The following is a 20,168-nucleotide window of genomic DNA, read 5'->3' on the forward strand; positions in this document are numbered from 1 at the left end:
AGTTCACCCCACATGATCGAGAATCAATGCTTCTCGCTGCGACACATAGTTGGATCTGGAAGTTGCCCGACTTCCGGATCCTGCTTTCCGGCGAACTCGCCAGGTGTTTCACGTAGCAAGCTGCGCGAACGCCCCTGCTGTGGACGTCAATGGCATCACACCTCGTCCGTTTCATTGAGCGTGCGCGTGTACTGCGCGGCCTGCTCATAACTTCTCCAGTTGCTGGCCCGTTTGGGTATCGCGTTGAAGACCGAGCCGAGGAGCCGCCCTCCCGCGCGCCGCAGCTTTTTGACCGTTTCGGAAATCTCGTCCTCGCTTTGCATGCCTGAGCGGAGCACAAGGACGGTCGCACCCGCGTGCGGAGCCATGATCGCGGCGTCGGTCACCACCAGGAACGGCGGGGTGTCCACCAATACCAGATCGAACTGTTCGCTTAGCTGGTCCACGACCTGCTTGAAGTCGTGCATCATCAAGAGTTCTGACGGGTTGGCCGGATAGGCGCCGCACGAAATGAAGGAGAGGCCGCGAACACCAACGGAGCGGACGGCATCAGTGCTGCGCAGCTTGCCCTGGAGAACCTCGGAGAGGCCGCCTCGATTGGATTGCTTGAAGAAGGAGGCCAGATTGCCGCGGCGCATGTCGGCGTCGATTAGCAGAATGCGCAAGCCGACTTCCGTCAGAAGTATGGAAAGATTCGCCGCAACAAAACTCTTGCCGGTGGACGGGCTCGGACCCGTCAGCATCACAATGTTGTTCTTCTTGTTCAGTCGATCGCGACACACCTGTGTGCGCACCTCGCGAAGCGCCTCGACCGACGGCTCGTGCGGCAGCCGGCTGGCGAGGATCCGTGCAGCGGTCTCCCGCGTTATCCCAGGCGCGATGGCGGATTTCGCAGACTCTGCGTCGAGTGGGTCCAACGTCAACGAATTAGGATCGGGCAGGCCCGGTACAGCGTCGTCACGTCCGGATCGCGACTCCTGCGCGGGCTGCACCGAGGTTTCGCCCTCCAATTGAGCTTGTTGACGGCTGAACAGGACTTCGCCCAGAACCGGCACATCCAGCCGGCGTTCGACGAAGAGCGGATCGGTGACACCGGTCGTTGCATAGCGTCGTAGCACGATGAAGAACGCGCCAATGAAGAAGCCCAAGCCGCAGCCTCCGACAATGACCAACGGACGGTTCGGCTTGACCGGTCGATACGGCTGCATCGCCTCGTCGACGATGTGTGCGCCGCCGGTTGCGCTCGCGCGGCGCACGGAAAGCTCTTCGGCTTTGCTGACCATGCCCAGATAGATGGTTTCTGCCACCTTCGCATCGCGGGACAACTCTGCGTTGCGTCGCTCGGAGGTCGGCATGCTGATGAAGCGGGAGTCGAAAGCGCGTCTTGCCTCCGCAAGCTGCGCGAGTTGCGTGTCGATCGTCTTGACCTGCTGGCTATTGGGCGTGAAGAGCGACGCCGCCTGCGTGCGTTGCAATTGCAGCGCCGACGTGCGTTGCTGGAGCTCGATGCTGCCTTGCAGGTAGGATTGTGCCTCGGTTGTCGGCCGCATTGTTTCGGTCGACGACTGATAGTCACTCAATGCCTGTTCGGCGCGCGTGAGATCGGCCTTGAGTCGCGGCAGCTCGCCTTGAATGAACTCGAGCGTCTTCGTGTCATTGAGCTGGCGGCTTGCGACCGAGGACGCAATGTACTGCTGGGCAACCGCATTAGCCACCTGGGCGGTTTGCACCCGGTCCTTCGAGGCGAAGGAAATTTGCACGATTCCCGTGTCTTTGGTCACTTCCGCGATCTTCAGTTGACGCCGCAACCGGTCGATTGCATCAAGCGTATTGCGGTGGGTTATCGTGAACTCGGTGCCAGGCCTGGCGATGAGTTCCTTCACTGTGATCGATAGACCGTTCGGCGCAGTCGCAGGTATTCCTTTCTGGCCGCGCAGGAGCACATCTCCATTGGGCGCGCGAAGTTCGTACTGCCCCTTGTCCAGAGCGGTCAGCTCGAGCGGCTTCTCCTCGAGTTCCGGCGGCACATTGAGCGACGGGATCTGAAGTCTCTCGCCGCCCCAGGCGAATGAACCGAGTCCAAACCACGGCCGGGAGGGATGGCCGGGAAAGGCGAATTGGTCCGCGAAACGTCCGATGATAGGGATCGCGTGCGGTACAACCTCTACATCGAACTGAAATTGACGGATGACCGGTTCCAGCACCGAACGGCTCTGCATGACCGAGATTTCCGCGGCGGTCGCTTGCATGCCCGGTTGTTGCTGCGCCGTGCCATCCTGGCGGGAAATGCCGAGTGCATTCTGGTCGGGCGGCGCCGGCGGGTCAACGCGCACGACTACGTCGGCGGAGTACGTCGGTGCCGTGAGGAAGGCATACCCGGTAGCGAGTGTCGTTGTTATGGCGATGAATGCCAGCAACGTCCAGATATGGTCTCGCAAGAGGTGAAACATGTCGCGCAACGAGAAGTTACCCTCTTCGTTGCCTGCGCGAGACGATCCGGAATTGAGAATATGCGTGTTCAAAGGCGCCATCTCCAAGATTCGGGGGTAACAAGCTTCTCGATGGAGCGACAAGCATCGCCGCGTCGATTATTGGACTTCGGCCCTGGATCTCGCCCGGGGCCGAATTGGTACTTGGATTTGCATTGATTCGACGAATCGTCGGCTCGGATCTGATGTCGTTGCCTGGTCCGCCACTCACCGATTCGTCGGCATAGCATCCGTGGACGCTACCTTGAGCAAGTGTGATATGAATACAACCTTCCAATCTTCGGGTCTGTGGTTTAGCGCACGTTGCGCCCTCCGATGTAGTTAATGCAGCGGAATACCTCTGGCTGAATGGCACTATTTTTTCGTTTTACCAATAACGGCATGAGAGGATTTGGATTGTTGTAACAAGCGGTGCAATGCCGGCGGCCCGGCGTGAACGACGTACGGCAGCACCAATCAGCTACGCCAATTGGCAACATAAGCAGTACTTTTCAGATCGATAAACTTTGCCGCGCAAGTTTTACCTCCACCAAATTTCATCGGATTTTGGCGCGCGATTTCATGCGGACATTCGAACGTTCGGCTCCGCACAGACAGAAGACTATCCTGCACGGATCATGCAGTTGCAACATCCACCATTGCAGACGGTCGGCGCGACGCAAAGCCGTGCGCGAAGCAGTAGCTCGCCGAGAGCGCCGCTCGTGAATCGTCACAATCCGCTAATGGAAGTCCACCGTCGTTCAGTGAGTCGACGGGATCAGCGAACAACGGCAAAGCGGCAACGTTGGGCAGCCTGGATTACGTGATCCAGCGGTGCCCGTCAGATCATCCAGCATCGGTCGAGGCGGAATTGGCGACATTGCTCGAACATGACAGCAACGTGAGTACACGCGGCGCCAAATACGTGGCCGCGCCAGCGGCGGAGTCGATATTGCGCGACTGGCCGCGTCTTCGCTCGACTTTCAACTGGAATATTTTGCCGGGGTATATCCGTGCGATCTGCTGGTTCCCGCCGGAACTCGGGAAGCAGCGCCCGGCGAGAGACAACGGCTGTCAAAAGTCGACGCATTCCTTGGCTGACATGTTGCTGGACCTGAAATGAAAAATGAGCGCGGACAGACCCTTCTGAAGCGCGTCGACCTTATTTTTGGCGGCGCTTTCCTGTACCTGTTAGGGGCGCTTCGCAAAAAGCGGCGCCTGCCAACTCAGTGCTCGACGGCAGGAATATTTGCGTTCGCGGCGATCGGCGATTCAATTTTGTCGTCGATAATTATTTCCGAGTTGCGGAAAGTAAAGAACATTTCCAGAGTGGTGATATTTGCGTCACGAAGCAACGCGCGCATCTACGAGCTGTTCGACGGGCTGGACGAAGTCGTGGTAGTCCCTTTGACAAGTCCGCTGGATGCGCTGAAGCAGATAAAGAAATATCAGGTAGATATCCTGATCGATACGTCGCAATGGCCAAGAATTTCGGCGATATTGGCAGCGTTGGCAAAAGCGAAATTCACGATTGGCTTCAGGACCGGGCATCAATTCCGTCACTACGCTTACGATGTCAGCGTGGAGCATCGTGACGGACTTCATGAGTTGGAAAATTTCAGAGCGCTCTTGCGGCCGCTAGGAATCGAATCTACGGAATGTCCACGAATAACCAAAGACATCCCCCCGTCCGGCCTAACATTTGTCATTGACGACAAATATATAGTTTTTCACCCATGGGCCTCAGGAACAAATTTTTCCATGCGCGAGTGGCCCATGGAGTATTGGTGCGGCCTCGCGCGTATTCTGATTGATAGCGGGTACGCGATCGTCGTAACAGGCGGACCGGAAGACTCCGGGCGGGCTCAACAACTGGTTTCCCTGATCGGCAGCCAGAAGGTCGTTAGCGTGGCAGCTAAGGTAAGTTTGACTGAGGTGGTTGGAATAGTGAGGAAAGCGGAGTGCATAGTGTGTGTGAATACTGGAATCATGCACCTGTCTGCCATGTTGGATACCCCCATGATTAGCCTTCACGGTCCTACGAATCCGTTCCGGTGGGGGCCTGTCAGCAAAGAGTCTGGCGTCATTGCGGTGTCGAGGCGAGACGGTGGAATGTTCCTGAATCTCGGCTTTGAATATCCGCGGAACGCAAAGTACGTGATGGAAAAAATAAGCGTCGCTTCTGTCGCCGACGTCTTGAGTGAAGTCTATTCGATCGATCTAGGCCAACATGACAAGAAACCCGCCGGTGAAGCTTTCGCCTCCTGATTTCGACTGCGCTCAATTATTGGTTGTGGGCGACGTCATGCTTGATTGGTACTGGCACGGTTCGACCTCCCGAATCTCCCCGGAGGCGCCCGTTCCCGTGGTCCATGTGCAAACTGAAGAAACGCGTGTCGGTGGGGCAGGAAACGTCGCGTTGAATGCGGCGGCGCTTGGAGCCCGCGTGCGTCTTCTTGGCCTGGCTGGACAGGACGCGCACGCCGACCGGATCGAAGAGTTGCTACGCGAAGGCGGAGTCGACTGCCTCCTTCAACGCGTCGCGGGCAGCAAGACGATCACGAAGCTTCGCATTCTTTCTCGTCATCAGCAGATGATCAGAGCGGACTTCGAAGACCATTTTCCCGCGCGGAATGGCGATGACCTGATGTTTTCCTTTGAGCGTCAGTTGAGTGAAGTCGATGCGGTGGTGCTGTCCGATTACGCCAAAGGTTCGCTGCATGATTCAAAGAACCTGATCTCGACCGCTCGGCGCGCAGGAAAACCCGTCATCGTCGATCCTAAAGGCACGGACTTCGAGCGCTATCGCGGTGCCACTGTAATAACCCCCAACCTTTCTGAGTTCGAGGCTGTCGTTGGGCGCTGCGAGAGCGATGCTACTGTCGAACGGAAAGGCGCTGCGCTTTGCGACGCGCTTGGGCTTGATGCAGTGCTCGTCACCCGCAGTGAAAAAGGCATGACGCTAATTGCTCGCGGTCACGCGCCATTGCACCTGCCGACTCGCGCACGTGAAGTGTTTGACGTGACCGGGGCGGGGGACACCGTCGTTGCAACACTCAGTGCGGCACTCGGTGCCGGTGTTGCGCTGGATCAGGCGGTCGTGCTTTCGAATGTTGCGGCGGGTATCGTCGTAGCTAAACTGGGAACCGCGACGGTCCGGCGGCCGGAGCTTTATCAGGCATTACAGGACGATTTGCATTGCGCGCGTAGAGGAAGCATTCTCGCGCGAATTTCGCTGTTGCCATGGCGAGCGAAACGGCGCTCCGACAAATCGAGTAGTGTCAGTGCCTGACGCTGCGATCCGCGGGCGGTGCATCGAAGACTTGCACGGTGTGGAGGCCTCACTGGTGAAGTCATTGCCTCTGGGCGCTCACATAGTATGAAATACTGGAGCGACGTCTGATGAGACAGTTAGTGGAGCGGTCCGAAGTTCGCCCGGATGAATTCCCAGTTCAAACTGCTTTGCCGATCGAGGCAAACTCTGGAAGGGTTTCTGAGTGGCAAGGTCCTTCTGCTGGGTTTGCAATTAATGGCAAGTTTGCGTCTCAGCGCATAACGGGGGTGCAACGTGTTGGCTATGAGCTGGCAATGGCATTCGAACGTCTGCTGCATCAGGATAACGAACCACCCGTGCTGATTCCTGGCAACGCACGAACGGATGTTGTCCTGCCGAGCGCAAAGGTGGTCTGCCGATGGTTGAAGGGTTCTTTGTGGGAGCAACTGGGGCTGCCGTTCGTGCTTGGGGGGCGAACGCTTCTCAGTCTTTGCAATATGGGCCCGTTATTCGTTCGTCGACAGGTCGTGATGATGCACGACGTCGCGATCTATGATTTGCCGGAAAATTATTCGTGGAAGTACAGGCTTTGGTATCGCATTGCGTTTTTTCTCCTGAAGCGTAACGCAAGGCATATCGTGACCGTGTCGGAATTCTCAAAGACGCGCATCATGGAGCGCCTTGGTGTCGACGCGTCGCGCATTTCGGTGGTGGGCAATGGTGTGGATCACTTCGAGAAGATCACACCGGACACGACGATTCTGTCACGTTTGAATCTTGAGAACGATGGCTACGTGCTCGCGGTTGGAAATTTGTCGGTGGGAAAGAACCTTCCGCGCATTCTTGCTGCAATGGAGCGTGTGAGTGAGCACCACGACTGGAAGTTTGTTGTGGTTGGCGGGTGCGACCTGCGGGTCTTCAGCGCGCAAGTGAACGTGAGCTACGACTTGTCGCGGAACATCATCCCGGCAGGGTTCGTATCGGACGGCGAACTGAGAGCGCTGTATGAAAATGCGGCTTGCTTCGTGTTTCCCTCGCTGTATGAGGGCTTTGGATTGCCGCCCCTCGAGGCGATGTCTTGTGGATGTCCGGTAATCGTGTCACGTGAAGCTTCGCTTCCGGAGGTATGCGGCGATGCTGCGATGTACTGTGATGCGCATTCGGTCGATGACATTGTCGACAAGATAACGCAGATGATGGGAAGCGCCAAGTTGCGCGAAACCTGGCGCGAACGCGGGCGGGAGCACGCACGTGGTTTCCGATGGGAGCGGTCCGCACGTCGATTGCTCGATGTCCTGGAGCGTGAACTCGCGGGTGGAGTGGCTCACTCGGTTCAGACGCCATCTGCCCCATCGCGTGTCTAACCCAGGTAGCTCCACAACTTCTTCGAGCGGGACTATCGGGCTATCCGACCATGCTGAGGTTCGAGTGCTTCGGTCGCGCGTCGATGATTCCTGGCCGGTGGCGTTATCCGGGCAATCGGCAACAGACAGATGAACTGGGGTTGTACAGTCCATCCGCCTATTGCTGATCAGTTTTACGAACTGCACACGCAAGCAATGCGTTGCGTCCCGGCCGAGTGACTTCGCAAGCTATACCTCGAAAAACGATCGCCATCCGATCGACCGGTATAGAACCTCGCCGGCTGGCCACTGCCGGTGATGTTTCTTCGTCGCCGGCCACATCGCCTTCAATTCGTCACCACCGGCCACGACCTCTCCCGTTAAGCTTTCGCCCTGGTGCCGTGATTCAGGCTATCAAGAAGCAGGATTCGCCGCCACGGCAGTGGTCACCGCGGATGCTCGGCCAGCGTTCGCGACGCCGGGCGAAGTGTACAAGCCCATATAAAAGCCATTCATATTCTGGAAATTGTAGAGCTCATACCAGTCAACGCCGATGATGTTGTAGGTCTTTGCCGTGCTGGCGTACTCAGCAATGCTCGACGCGACGTACGAGTTGTACGTGGAACTCGACACGTTGGTTTGCACACCGATCTCCGACAGCAGAATCGGAAGATTGAACAGGGTCTTGAGTTCCGCGAGGGTGTTGACACCGCCCGCGTTCTGGATATCACCAAAGTCGTAATACCAGTGATAGTTCGTGATATCCCACGTTGCGGTCGGGTGCCCGGTCGAGCCGTCCGGTGCTTTGCCTGTCCACAGGCCTTGAAGCATGCCGTAATGCAACCAACCTACGCTCGGGCTCGCAATGAGGGTCTGCTTGGTCGTGTCGACGGAGCGGAACCCTGCGTAGAAGCCACGCACTGCGCCGCGGAATGCCGGCCACTGGCTGTTCGAAGACGCCCATTCAGTGACGTCCTGTCCGCCGTATTGGGGGCCGTTGGCGAAGTACATGTTCTCCGGTTCGTTCATCAATTCGATCACCGAAACCTTGCCAGCCAGTTGGCCGGCCACGGTTTGACCGTAGGCGTAGAACTGGTTGTACGCGGTGGTTTCATCGGTAGTCGTCGGGAAGACGTTGAAGACCGGCTGGATTTTGACAGGCGCGAACGAACTCACCAGACTCGCCATTTTCGCCGTATCTGATGTGCTGTAGCAGTCTTGGCGGATCGACGTAACCCCCATCGCTTTCATATCAGCGACCTGTTGGGCGATGTTGGAGGAGTAGACGCCTCCTTGAACATAGTGCCCGTTGACGCCGTAGAACGGGACGGACGTGGATGTCGTAGGTGAGGACGTGGATGTCGAAGATGACGAGCTGCTCGTCGAGCTTGATGATGTGCTCCCCGAAGACGTTCTGCCTCCGTGTTGACGGTTCGCGACTGCGGCCGCGTCTGCCGCGTCGGATGACGATCCGCCACCGCATGCAGTCAGGGTAGCACTGGCTGAAACGAGCAGCATTGTGAGCGCCAAAAATCGAGTTTTCAAAACGTAGCTCCAACTAGGTGAAAGTAACCGGGTCAAGTCAACCCACAAATAGACAGTACTGCTTACGATCCGTAAGTGACTGTCGTCACGACATGAGGGAGCGGCCTCAGATCCGAAGTGCAACAACTGCGTTGCGTATGGTGTTGCGACGCACGGGAGAACTCAGCGCGTCAGCAACTGCAACCCGGTGGCGCCTGACATTACGAGCCAGCACCTGCAGGCCTTGAGTCAGCGGTCCATAACCCGCTCACTCTGCGAACGTGGGCCGCCGTAGGCCGCGAACTTTCGCCGATCAGTTCGTCTGAAGGCGGATGCCACGCTCGAGCACAGCGTCGCCCGGCTCAACCCGGGCTTTCAGCCGGTAAGCAGCGGCTTGTACTCGCGACCATCTGCGCTCAGCCATGTGGCGAGCGTGATCAGTCATCGTTGCGTGCCTGCGCCATAGCAAAGCACTCGCACTCCGCATACACGGAGCGCGGACCAAAGTCGCCGGATTCCCAAGATGGCCAGGATTCGTGATCGTTTACTGCACAAGCGACGTGATCAAGAATTTCGGCAACCGGTCATCGTCAAAACGCTCTGTGCGAACGAGCGCATTCAATGGCAGTCCTAACAAAAATGAAAGGTGCCATCGCCAGGTGCGGACGTATCCGCTAAACTCAATTGGATTGCCGGACTCTTGCGACACAGCTTCACCTGTGATCAGGGAGAAGCAATGTCGCGACATCAGGAACTCACCGCTGCAATCGATACGGACGCTCCACCGCTGAAACTCTCACCGCCACTGCCAACGCGCCACCTTCGTAAGCACCGACGAATCGCGCCGCCTGTCATGCCTTTAAGTGCAGACCTATGGCTCAGGTCGAGGCGATCTCGACGTCGGCGCAAACAGCCTGATCCGGTCGCCTCGCGCGACTTATGCGCGTCCGCTCGCTATCCGAAGTGTTCGCGGTGATCCTCGCCGTAAGAGGTCAGTCTTACGGATCCAAACAACATTAACGCTTCGTCCACCCCTCAACTTTGAAACCCTTCTGTAAGCGCATCGGCTCGACTGCAGTTGATCGAACGACCTACCTTGCGAGTCGGGTTAAGAACCCAAAAACTCATAGAACCGCGGATTTGCCTCGCACCGTCCGACGACGCGAATCGCACAGTGAGTCCAATCCGGGGCGCACTGTTCGCGAATGCTCCGGATCGGAAAGCGGCCTGTCGCAGTGCAGCAACCGACATGTAACTGTTGCAAGCGAAACGCCGCCTAAACGCAGGCCCGGTATTAGTTACAGCGACTTTAGGCAGACGAATTATAAACGTTTCATTCGTGTAACGTGTCCGGGTCTGAGGCCAATAAGTGATAATTACAAAAAATTTCAACAAGTTTTGCCCGCAGATTTTCCAAACGAGAACGAATGGGAAAGCTCTGCCTCATCACGGCTAGGAAAACGTAAATGTTTGATTCGTCTGCAGATTGATGCTGCTATTTGGTGCGCCCTCTATGGGTGCAATGTATTTATTTATATGACAAATAGTGTCATCTGCTGTGGTGTCACTTTTAGTGGAAAAAGCGGCTGGATTTTAATGCACTGCGGAAATAGTGTCGCATCCTTTTTTGTCGGATTTTCAATTTTTTTAAGAAAAGGCAGAGTTGAAACTCGGCATGCAGTGCAACTTGGATGCGGTCGTACACTGATCGTCACCCGGAGAATGTACTTCGGAAAACGAACTAGATTTGCATTTCGCGAAGATTCGCACAATGTGGATTGAGTGAGCGCGGACTGCTTGAAGGGAAATAGAAACGCATGTATTCAGCCCAGCACGTGGCCTGTCAGGCTTCTGATTCGCAATCGATCTTGGGCGACGGAGAATGTTGAAGGGCAGGATGGCGTGGAGGGAGGAGTACGAGTTTTTCGTGCTGGTCTGAGCGCTTGACGATGGCGCATGCGGGACATTCAGTGCGAATCACCCGAGGTAACCAGAGCCGCGGACGCATGCGCGGCGAGGTCGCGGCGCGACGTCAGCGCGTGCGCGAGCCGAATGCCGGGTGCCTCCACGAGCTTGTAACTCGCCCAGGATAGGACGATTGCCGGCGGCACGGTCGCCAGCATATACAGTCCGAGCGGCGCGCCCACCAGACCGTAGTGCCGGCAGAGCCAGACGATCACATAAAGCGGCACCCCGTGCAACAGGTAGATCGAATAGCTGATCTCGCCGAGCCATGCGAACACGCGGAGATGGATCTTCATCGCCGTAGAGAACAGAGTGAATGCAGCGATGCCAAGCAAATAGCCAAGGGACACCGACATGTGCGCGACATCATGACGGCTCCAATCGATCGCGGCCATTAGCAGCGCGACGGAAACAATTAGCGCTGTTACGCCAACGAGCGCCACGCGATACGTGACGGAAACCTGTGAGCGCGCACGGCGCCCCCAGCGAAACGTTACGCGCTCCATTGGCATGTCGTACGCCTGTCGGAAGCACGCGCCCCAGAACATGATCGCCAGGTGATACAACATACCCTTGTATTGTCCGAGTGCGCCGGCCGGAATCACTTTAAGCGCTGACGTTATGACAAATGCGAGGCACAATCCGGCGCTGACGATGCACAAGTCGCGCATGCGATGCAGCGCTCCGAGCCAGAAGAGGATGAGGCACAGTCCATAAAAATACAGCTCGGTTTCCAGAGTCCAGTAATGCCCCATCACCGGGATCTTGCCGAACGCCGATGGAATCATCGTGACATTCGCAATCAAGCCAGGGAGACTCATCTTCTCGCCAAACAGCGTCCAGTACGCGAGATATCCGATAGGCAATGACAGCCAGAACGCCGGGTAGAGCCGCAAGAAGCGCCGGATCAGAAAGCGCCGTGAGCCATCGCGTGGTGTGCCGCGCAAGCTGGTCGGAATCAGCATGCCACTGACACCGAAGAAGATCACGACACCGACACGGCCGAAGTCGGCAAATCGCTGCAGCGAGTTGAGCGAGAGCTGAGAACCTGCGATAGGCGCGAACATTTCCGCGTAGTGTGTCCACATCACGAGGAGTACCGCGATCGCGCGCATTGCATCGATATGGTCGAGACGACCTCGGTCAACTGGGCTGAGCATGTGGAAACCCAAAATATGACGTCGCGAAACATGAATCGCCGTTGCAACGCCGTCACGCAAGACAGGGGGCGGCGAGAATATGCGGGCGCGCGGAAGTTATCGCACAGAGCAATTTTCAGAGGCTAGGCGGTTAGGCGTCTGGCATCGGTGCGGCAGCGCACTGAACTCGAGGATAGCGTTCCTCCAAACAGGGTCGATGAACAATCCGCTAGCAACACTTTCGACAAAGGCGTCGGGTATTTTCTGCGAAGATTGAACCTCGTGGATCGCTGGAATCCGGCCTTCAGGGTGCGGGATTGGCTGCAACGGCGTGGGTTATTGCGGACGCACGGCCGGCGTTGACCACGCCGGGCGAGCTATACAGGCCCATGAAAAAACCATCGATATTCTGGAAGTTGTAAAGCTCATACCAGTCGACGCCTATGATGTTGTAGGCCTTGGCTCTCCTCGCGTACTTGGCAAGGCTCGCAGCAGCGTATGAGTTGTAATCGGAGCCGGACACGCTGGCTTGCACGCCGATTTCGGTCAACATGATCGGACGGTCGAACGCGGACTGGATCGCCGCCAGCGTGTTGACGCCTCCTGCATTTTCAATGTCGCCAAAATCGTAATACCAGTGATAGTTCGTGATGTCCCACGTCGCGGTCGGATGCCCGGTCGAACCGTCCGGCGCTTCGCCGTTCCATAGACCCTTGAGCAATCCGAAGTGAAGCCAACCGACACTTGGGCTGGCAATGAGCGTTTGGCTGGTCTTATCCACTGAGCGGAATCCGGCGTAGAAGCCACGCACAGCGCCGCGAAATGCTGCCCATTGGCTGTTGGACGCCGACCATTCCGTGACGTCCTGGCCGCTGTATCTGGGTCCCTTGCTGAAGTACATATTCTCCGGCTCGTTCATCAACTCGATTACGGCGATCTTGCCCGCGAGTTGGCCGGCCACGGTTCGACCGTAAGCGTAGAACTGGTTGTATGCGGTGGTTTCGTCGCTGGTTGTCGGAAAGACGTTGAAGACCGGCTGGATTTTGACAGGCGCGAACGAACTCACCAGACTCGCCATTTTTGCCGTATCGGCAGTGCTATAGCAATCCTGACGGATCGACATGATCCCCATCGCTTTCATGTCGGCAACCTGTTGTGCGATGTTCGTGGCGTAGACGCCTCCTTGAACATAGTGCCCGTTGACACCGTAAAAAGGGACGCGCCCGAGCGTGTGGACCTGGGGTCGCTTAGTCTCGTCATGGATGCCGATGCCTTTGAAGTAGGCAGGCACGGCGATACCGGCCACTACAAGGAGGACTGTCAGCACCAGGAGTCGAATTTTCAAAACGCAGCTCCATTTGACGAAGGTAACTGAGTCAAAGTGCGCATCGCCATCCGACACGGCGGACGCGGGGCTCGCTTTCGCACGAAGTCTGGTAATGAAACCACGCGCGGCAACGATATCGCATCAGTCTGAACGAAATGGCGCAGGCCATGCTTCCCTCAGACTGCGACAACCCGCGCCAATGGAGCGAGTCGTGCGCCGTTTAGTCCGGTAGCGCCGCATAGGCGGTGGCGAGATGATACGGCGTAGTCGATGGCATGTCGGCACGCGATACGTCGCCCGCGGCCGTTTTGCATTCAAACCAGCCTTGCGGGTGGAGAAATCGCTGATGGAAACGTTCGATCTGCCTCGGCAATAGAGCGGACGCCGTGTCATCCTCGCGAACGGCGAGTGCTCGCAGGTACTCGCTTTGCGCCCAGATCCGCTGGGTGGCGTCCTTTACGCGACCGGCTTCGTCGAGCGACGCGCACACGCCGCCCGTAACCGGATCCACGCCGTGTTGTTGTGCAAACATGAATGCGCGCGCGAGTGTGTCGTCGAGTCCGGATCCTTCCAGTAGGGTGCCCGCCTGCCTGACCAGCCAGAACCATTCGAACTGATGGCCGGGCTCCAGACGGTTGTCGCCGGCGCCCAACGGAAGTTCCGCAATGCAACCGGTCGGCGTGTGCACGAAAGTGCGTTCGATGGCATCAGCGAGCTTGCGCAATGCTGATTCGAACCCACTGTCTGCGGTCGCACCGTGTGCGGAGAGCCAGGCTTCCGTGAGATGCATGATGGGGTTTTGCACCGGCGTGCCGGTTACGGTCGAAAAATCCGCGTCGAGCGCTGCGTTGAATAATCCACGTTGTGCGGCGAAACGCGTTTCGATCAGGGCGGAGGTGCCGTAAACGACGTCGAGAGCATCGCGATTGCCAAAGCGTGCCGCATACTCAGCACAGGAGAAGACCAGAAACGCGTGCGTATAGAGATCCTTCGTTGTATCGAGCGGCGCACCTCGTGCGTCGACGCTGTAAAACCAGCCACCGCGCCGCGTGTCCTGAAAGTAGTGCAGCAGGGCCTCGAACAGTGCATGAGCATGGGCTTCTTCGCCGGCTTGCGTGAAGACGAACAACTGCCGCGCGCACGCCATCGCCCGATAGCGTTCGACCGGCATCGGAAGGTGAGCGGCATCTGCGCTGACGGCCTCGTAGGGCAAATGCATCGAGGTGTTGAAGCCCGGTCCGCGCCAGATCGGCAGAACGACGCGTGCGAAGTGATCTCGGAGCGTGGCGGCAGGGGCGATCGTGGAGGCGGCCGTATTCATGCTGCGAATCTCCTTGGGCAGGTTCGCGAATAAAAGGAGGTGTGGTGCGATTGGTCGCGGTGGGGCTTGCGGAGCAAGGTTGACCACTATGCAAGGTCCTGGCCCGACTGCCAGTGTGCAGGATGGATCGGTGGGACGTCGCGCAAGGTCTTTCATGTCCCGCAGCCAATGTGCGCGGCGGAAACACAACGCGAACCTCATCACCTTCAACGACACGACGACCCGCGATCATGCACGTCGCTGAGAGCACTCGTGCAAAAGTCGATCCGATGACGTGAACGATTTCAATAGCCACTCCGCACGGATCGCCTGGCGTAGGAGGAGTGCACGCGATTCAATAGGCTCCGCTTCCGTCGAAAACTACCTTGAACGTTCTCAGCATGATGCTGATGTCGAGCAGGATTGAGCGCTCTTTCACGTAAGAGACGTCCAGTGCGACGCGTGTCGCATAGTCGACATTGTTTCGGCCGCTGACCTGCCACAAGCCTGTCAAGCCGGGTCTGACCGAAAGGTAGTAGTGAGCATCGGCGCCGTACCGTTCCAACTCCTTCGTGACAATGGGTCGAGGGCCAACCAGGCTCATATCTCCGCGAAGGACGTTCCAGAGTTGCGGCAACTCATCCAGGCTCGTCTTGCGCAGAAACCGGCCAATTCCGGTGATGCGGACATCGTTCTTGAGCTTGAAATCGCGATTCCACTCTTCACGTGCACTAGCGTCGTTGGCAAGGAGTTCGGCGAGAACCACGTCGGCCTTCGGCACCATCGAGCGGAATTTCAGGCACCGGAACGATCGTCCGCCTCTTCCAACGCGCGGATGGCCAAAAAAAGCGGAGCCGCCGTCGCTCAGTACAAAGCAGCCTACGACGAGGAAAATCGGTAGTAACACGAGGAGCAATGAGGACGCGCCGACAATGTCGAAAACGCGTTTTGTGAAGGCGCCTTTCCTCGACGGAATCTCAGGGTCGTTTGCCGCCGACAAAGCATGGCAGGCCACTGGGCTAGCGGCGGCGTCCGCCGATACGTCCGAGGAGAAGGATTCGTCGCTGCGACTGAATTCCGAAACGCTTTCCATATGCGAAGCTGAGAAGCTGCGGCTCCCCAAGTCAGAATGGTCGGATTGCGAACGACCTTCGTAGCGGGTATCGAAAGGATTGATTTCCTTTGACACGGATTCCGATACCTTGCCGACTAAAGCCATTGCTGCCCCCCGGTTCGAAGTTCGTTGACGAGTACATCAGTGTTTCGACACTGCAAGTCGTACCGGTGATTTCAGCCGGTGAGTCAACGCACTTGCTGCATCAGACAAAATCAGGACATCAGACGATTGCGGCGGACAGAGCGAAATAACGAATACGATATGTAGCAATATTTAATTGCTATAAAAATTACAGTTGATAATTGATAAAAAACTCAAAACATATTCGACGAATGGCCGCGGAGATGCGCATCGGCGAGCGAATTGTCGCGCTCCCCGGCAACATGAATCTGGATGTTTCTATAGAAAGTATAGTGATGCAATTCGATGTCCGTTTCCGGACAAGTCGTAAAGTGCCGATGTCTTGGCCGACCCAGAAAGATATGCCAATCAGTGTCGAAATTCATTAGACAGCAACTATTGGCAATGCGAAAATGTAATTCGTTATCAATGATCCAATTGTCACGGACAAAACCGGTTGCGATAGACCAACCGGTTTCACCTCGTGGACTGCCACTCGTGTTTCCTGTATTGACCCACGGCTGCAATCAATACGATAAATACGTGCCTGCCCGGTCTGTGGTCGAGCATGTTTAGACGTAGAGTATCTGTACGAATGTCGCTACTCCGTTCGGTACAGCACACAAAGCTCGGTTAGGGCAGGTATCAATCACCGCGACCATGTGTATGATGAAAGCGGCTTGCCGCGCGGAACGCCGGGGGCATTGGGGCGATACGGAGTCGCCATCGCAATGCGTTGCGCGGGTTTTCCGGGTTGCCGTCAAGCCTGCAGAGAGAACTCCATGGGCCTGATTGTGCGGGCTAAGTCCGCTATTCGAGTGTTCGATCTCGCACGGATTGCGTTAGTTCGGTCGTGTGTCTTGAACAGTCAAAAGGGGATCGGCGAATGCAACGTGCAGATCGTCGCAGCGGCGTCCGATCGCTGTCTCTAGATCCCGTGAGATCAATAAACGCGCTATCCGGCGCGGGGCAATGAGCGCCTCAGTGACTCGCACCCAGATACGCCGCCTTCACCGAAGGATCGTTGCGCAACTCCGCGGCGGGACCATGCGCTGCGATCCTGCCGTTCTCCAGCACATAGCCATAATCGGCCACATTGAGCGCGGCAGCGGCGAACTGTTCGACCAGCAACATGGTGACGCCCTCGCTTTTCAGGTTCCCAATGATCCGGAACACCTCTTCGACCAGAATAGGCGCGAGTCCCATTGACGGTTCGTCGAGCAATACCAGATCCGGGTTCATCATGATCGCGCGCGCCATGGCCAGCATCTGCTGCTCGCCGCCGGAGAGTGTGCCGGCCAGTTGATGCCGCCGTTCCTTGAGCCGCGGAAACATCTCGATTGCACGCTCCAGATCGGCCTTCACGTCACCGCGAGGCCGCGCGGAAGTCAGGCGGGGGAACGCGCCGAGCATGAGGTTGTCGGTCACGCTCATGGTCGCGAACACGCGTCGGCCTTCCGGCGAATGCGCGAGTCCGAGCCGCGCAATGCGATGCGATTCCAGAGCGTCGATACGCTTCGCGTCGGCGCCGACGCCCATCGTGATCTCGCCGGCGCTCGGCCGGATCATGCCGGAGATCGCGCGCATGGTCGTCGTTTTGCCCGCGCCGTTCGAGCCGATCAGTGTGACGACCGAAGCCTTCGGCACGTCGATCGAAATGCCGTGCAGCACTTTGACCTTGCCGTAGCCCGCATGCAGATTTCTGATCGATAACATGTCTGTTCCTGTAGTGGCGCCCGGCGGGCTCATGCCGCCTGACCGGCAGGCTGGCCGCCGAGATAGGCTTCGATGACTTTTTCGTTAGACTGAATATCGGCGGGCTTGCCTTCGGCAATCTTCTGCCCGAAGTCCAGCACCGAAACCCGGTCGCATACGCTCATCACCACGTCCATATGATGCTCGATCAGCACGACGGTAATGCCGTGATCGCGCACCTTGCGAATGATCGCGACCAGCTCCTTGATGTCCGGCGCGGTGAGTCCGGCGGCCGGTTCGTCGAGCAGCAGCAATTGCGGATCGAGCGCGAGCGCCCGCGCGATTTCGAGCAAGCGCTGTTTGCCGTACGGCAGGTTGCGCGCTTCTTCGGCCGCGACATTGTCCAGGCCGACAAAGCGCAGCATGCCGAACGCGCGCTCGCGGGCGGCGCGTTCCTCGCGCCGGTAGCGCGATGAAATCAGTCCGACGTCCGCGAGATTCGCGTTGAATGTGTGATGCAGGCCGACCAGCACATTTTCGAGCGCGGTCATTTCGCCGAACAGTTGCACGTTCTGGAATGTGCGCGCAATACCGGACAGCGCGATCTGCGACGAGGTTTTCCCCGCGAGCGATGCGCCGCGATAAGAGAGTGTGCCCGCGGTCGGCACATAGATGCCGGTCAGCACGTTCATCATCGTGCTCTTGCCCGAGCCGTTCGGTCCGATCAGCCCGTGAATCGTGCCGCGTTGCACGGTCAGATCGACATTGTTGAGCGCCTTCAGTCCGCTGAACTGCATGAGGATGCCGCGCAGTTCCAGAATGTCTTCCGTGCCCCCGGCTTGCACCGCCTGAATCGCATCGCCGCCAATCGTCGCCGGTTTCGTGGTGTCGACGGTGACGGTGCGGACCCGGCCATGCGTCACGATCTTGCGCACGAAGCCGACCACGCCATCCTGCAGGTAATACACGACGAGCAGGATCATCAAGCCGAATATGGTGAGCCGCCAGTCGGCGAGTGTGTCGATCCGGTAGGAAAACGCGGCAAGACCCACCGTGCCCAGAACGGGAATCGCAACTTTGCGCGGCGTGGACACCTTGCGCGCCAGCGCGACGCCCGCACCGATCACGACGACCGCCGCCAGCACCGAGGCGACAGTGCGGAACATGTCGATGTCGTCGAGCAGTTTCGGCAACAGGACGATGATCGCCGAGCCGAGCAGCGCGCCGGTGCGGGTTTTACGGCCGCCCATGATGATGGCGAGCAGGAACAGAATGGTCAGCTCGAAGTTATAGGTGTTCGGCGAGATGTACTGCTCGGAATACGAATAGAGGCAGCCGGCCAGCCCGGCAAACCCCGCGCTGATCACGAATGCATAGACCTTGTAGCGGTACACCGACACGCCCATGCAGTCCGACGCGATCGGACTGTCGCGCAACGCCTCGAACGCGCGGCCCAGATGCGATTTGAGCACGCGATGCACGACGATCAGCGAGGCGACCAGTAGCGCCGCGACGAGCCAGTAATATTCGACCTCGTTCATCGGCCGGCTGCCCAGTGAAGGCTTTGGAATCTTCACGCCCATCGGCCCGTTGGTCAGAAAATCCATCTCGTTGATGAGAATCTGGATGATCGTGCCGAACGCAAGCGTCACCATCGCGAGGTAGGGGCCGGACACGCGCAGCGCCGGCAGCGCGAGAATCGCGCCGAAGCCCGCAGTGACCAGGATCGCCAGCGGCGCGGTGACGAAGAACGGCATGCCGAGTTTGAAGAACAGCACGCCGGCCGTGTACGCACCGACGCCGAACAGACCGGCGTGGCCGAGCGACACCTGCCCTGTATAACCGACCACGATATCGAGACCGAAGAGCAGGATCGCGTAGATCATGATCGTCTCGAGCAGATGGATGTAATACGGATTCCCCGACAGCACGGGAAACACCGCGAGCGCGATCAGCGCCAGTGCGGACGCAATGAGCTTCTTGGGATTCACGGCGGTCCTCACACTTTCTTGATCGAGGTCTTGCCGAACAGGCCGGCAGGTTTCAACGCGAGCACGATCAGCAGCAACACGAGCCCGGGTACGTCCTTGTAGCCGGTGGAGAGGTAGAAGCCGGTCGTCGTCTCCGCAATGCCGAGAATGACGCCGCCCACCACGATACCCAGTCCGCTCGACAGTCCACCGATAATCGCCACCGCGAATGCCTTGAGCCCGAGCACGGCGCCCATCGTCGCGCCGGTCAGCGTGAGCGGCGCGATCAGCACGCCCGCAAAGGCCGCGGTCAGCGAAGACAGCGCATACGAAAACGTGATCACGAGGCCGGTATTGATGCCCATCAACGCCGCGGCGTCGCGGTCGTTCGCGGTAGCGACCACGGCCTTGCCGAAGATCGTCTTGCGGTTGAAGAACTCGACCGCCAGCATCATGACGAGGGCGCCGCCGACCACCAGCAATTCCATTGGCAGCACATTGGCGCCGAATATTTTCAGCGGTGCTTCCGGCAGCGGGGAAGGGAAGCGCAGATCGTCGCGGCCCCAGACGTTCTCGGCGACGTTCTTGAAGATAATGCCGAGTGCGATCGTCGACATGATCCAGCCGAATTCGGATTTGATCTTGATCGCGGGCCGCACCCCGATCCGTTCGACAAACGCGCCTTGCAGCAGACCGAACACGCAAACGAGCGGGATCATCAGCCAATAATTGACGCCGAGTGTGACGAGCGTGAGGCCGACCAGTGCGCCGAGCATCAGCGCGTCGCCCTGGCCGAAGTTCAGCGTGCCGGAGGTCGCGAACGTGAGTTGATAGCCGAATGCGATCACGGCGTAGATCATGCCGAGCGCAATGCCGCTATAGATGAGCTGCAGAAGAATGGCCATCGTCGAGCGCCCTGGAATTCA

The 20,168-nt window shown here is 58.0% G+C and carries 13 protein-coding genes; 4 read left to right on the forward strand and 9 right to left on the reverse strand.

The genetic code is table 11. From position 1 onward, the window contains the following. Positions 1 to 155: 155 nt before the first annotated feature. Complete coding sequence (locus AC57B1_RS12570) at positions 156 to 2,531, reverse strand: polysaccharide biosynthesis tyrosine autokinase (RefSeq protein WP_496417646.1); 2,376 nt, start codon at positions 2,529 to 2,531, stop codon at positions 156 to 158. Between the two features lie 742 nt (positions 2,532 to 3,273). Here AC57B1_RS12570 and AC57B1_RS12575 point away from each other — a divergent pair. From AC57B1_RS12575 to AC57B1_RS12590, 4 genes are all read left to right on the forward strand, one after another. Beyond that, complete coding sequence (locus AC57B1_RS12575; RefSeq protein WP_496417647.1) at positions 3,274 to 3,591, forward strand: hypothetical protein; 318 nt, start codon at positions 3,274 to 3,276, stop codon at positions 3,589 to 3,591. After that, positions 3,588 to 4,736 carry a glycosyltransferase family 9 protein gene (locus tag AC57B1_RS12580; RefSeq protein ID WP_496417648.1) on the forward strand — a complete coding sequence of 383 codons (1,149 nt, stop codon included), beginning with the start codon at positions 3,588 to 3,590 and terminating at the stop codon, positions 4,734 to 4,736. The genes AC57B1_RS12575 and AC57B1_RS12580 overlap by 4 nt, the downstream gene beginning before the upstream one ends. After that, positions 4,699 to 5,760 carry a D-glycero-beta-D-manno-heptose-7-phosphate kinase gene (gene rfaE1, locus AC57B1_RS12585; RefSeq protein WP_496417649.1) on the forward strand — a complete coding sequence of 354 codons (1,062 nt, stop codon included), beginning with the start codon at positions 4,699 to 4,701 and terminating at the stop codon, positions 5,758 to 5,760. The genes AC57B1_RS12580 and rfaE1 overlap by 38 nt, the downstream gene beginning before the upstream one ends. A gap of 110 nt (positions 5,761 to 5,870) precedes the next feature. Further along, positions 5,871 to 7,106, forward strand: a complete 1,236-nt coding sequence (locus AC57B1_RS12590; RefSeq protein ID WP_496417650.1) for a glycosyltransferase family 4 protein — start codon at positions 5,871 to 5,873, stop codon at positions 7,104 to 7,106. A 393-nt stretch (positions 7,107 to 7,499) separates the two neighbouring features. Here AC57B1_RS12590 and AC57B1_RS12595 read toward each other — a convergent pair whose 3' ends face one another. The 8 genes from AC57B1_RS12595 to AC57B1_RS12630 all read right to left on the reverse strand — a co-directional run bounded on the left by AC57B1_RS12595 (position 7,500) and on the right by AC57B1_RS12630 (position 20,147). Beyond that, a complete protein-coding gene (locus AC57B1_RS12595) occupies positions 7,500 to 8,630 on the reverse strand; it encodes a hypothetical protein (RefSeq protein ID WP_496417651.1) in 1,131 nt (376 codons plus the stop codon). Positions 8,631 to 10,576: 1,946 nt separating this feature from the next. After that, positions 10,577 to 11,734: an acyltransferase family protein gene (locus tag AC57B1_RS12600; protein WP_496417652.1), complete on the reverse strand. Its 1,158-nt coding sequence runs from the start codon at positions 11,732 to 11,734 to the stop codon at positions 10,577 to 10,579. Positions 11,735 to 12,017: 283 nt separating this feature from the next. Continuing rightward, positions 12,018 to 13,115, reverse strand: coding sequence for a hypothetical protein (locus tag AC57B1_RS12605; RefSeq protein ID WP_496417653.1), 1,098 nt, complete (start codon positions 13,113 to 13,115; stop codon positions 12,018 to 12,020). 145 nt (positions 13,116 to 13,260) lie between these two features. Then, positions 13,261 to 14,361 (reverse strand): AGE family epimerase/isomerase, encoded by a 1,101-nt coding sequence (locus tag AC57B1_RS12610; RefSeq protein ID WP_496417654.1) that lies wholly within the window; start codon positions 14,359 to 14,361, stop codon positions 13,261 to 13,263. 334 nt (positions 14,362 to 14,695) lie between these two features. Next, on the reverse strand, positions 14,696 to 15,559 hold the full coding sequence (locus AC57B1_RS12615; RefSeq protein WP_496417655.1) for a sugar transferase: 864 nt from the start codon (positions 15,557 to 15,559) through the stop codon (positions 14,696 to 14,698). A 999-nt stretch (positions 15,560 to 16,558) separates the two neighbouring features. Next, the gene (locus AC57B1_RS12620; protein ID WP_091796500.1) at positions 16,559 to 17,293 is read right to left on the reverse strand and encodes an ABC transporter ATP-binding protein; all 735 of its coding nucleotides are present in this window, start codon (positions 17,291 to 17,293) and stop codon (positions 16,559 to 16,561) included. Positions 17,294 to 17,322: 29 nt separating this feature from the next. Continuing rightward, complete coding sequence (locus tag AC57B1_RS12625) at positions 17,323 to 19,263, reverse strand: branched-chain amino acid ABC transporter ATP-binding protein/permease (RefSeq protein ID WP_496417656.1); 1,941 nt, start codon at positions 19,261 to 19,263, stop codon at positions 17,323 to 17,325. 8 nt (positions 19,264 to 19,271) lie between these two features. Further along, entirely contained in the window at positions 19,272 to 20,147 is an 876-nt protein-coding gene (locus AC57B1_RS12630) for a branched-chain amino acid ABC transporter permease (RefSeq protein ID WP_091796499.1), read from the reverse strand. Positions 20,148 to 20,168: the final 21 nt, after the last annotated feature.

The organism is Paraburkholderia sp. BGA-UO-ETr-F21 (assembly GCF_059567925.1).

What these genes read in the sequence shown, in the direction of transcription:
- AC57B1_RS12570 (WP_496417646.1), bottom strand. Translation starts at nt 2,531, where the DNA reads ATGGCGCCTTTGAACACGCATATTCTCAATTCCGGATCGTCTCGCGCA.
- AC57B1_RS12580 (WP_496417648.1), top strand. Translation starts at nt 3,588, where the DNA reads ATGAAAAATGAGCGCGGACAGACCCTTCTGAAGCGCGTCGACCTTATT.
- rfaE1 (WP_496417649.1), top strand. Translation starts at nt 4,699, where the DNA reads ATGACAAGAAACCCGCCGGTGAAGCTTTCGCCTCCTGATTTCGACTGC.
- AC57B1_RS12590 (WP_496417650.1), top strand. Translation starts at nt 5,871, where the DNA reads ATGAGACAGTTAGTGGAGCGGTCCGAAGTTCGCCCGGATGAATTCCCA.
- AC57B1_RS12600 (WP_496417652.1), bottom strand. Translation starts at nt 11,734, where the DNA reads ATGCTCAGCCCAGTTGACCGAGGTCGTCTCGACCATATCGATGCAATG.
- AC57B1_RS12610 (WP_496417654.1), bottom strand. Translation starts at nt 14,361, where the DNA reads ATGAATACGGCCGCCTCCACGATCGCCCCTGCCGCCACGCTCCGAGAT.
- AC57B1_RS12615 (WP_496417655.1), bottom strand. Translation starts at nt 15,559, where the DNA reads ATGGCTTTAGTCGGCAAGGTATCGGAATCCGTGTCAAAGGAAATCAAT.
- AC57B1_RS12620 (WP_091796500.1), bottom strand. Translation starts at nt 17,293, where the DNA reads ATGTTATCGATCAGAAATCTGCATGCGGGCTACGGCAAGGTCAAAGTG.
- AC57B1_RS12630 (WP_091796499.1), bottom strand. Translation starts at nt 20,147, where the DNA reads ATGGCCATTCTTCTGCAGCTCATCTATAGCGGCATTGCGCTCGGCATG.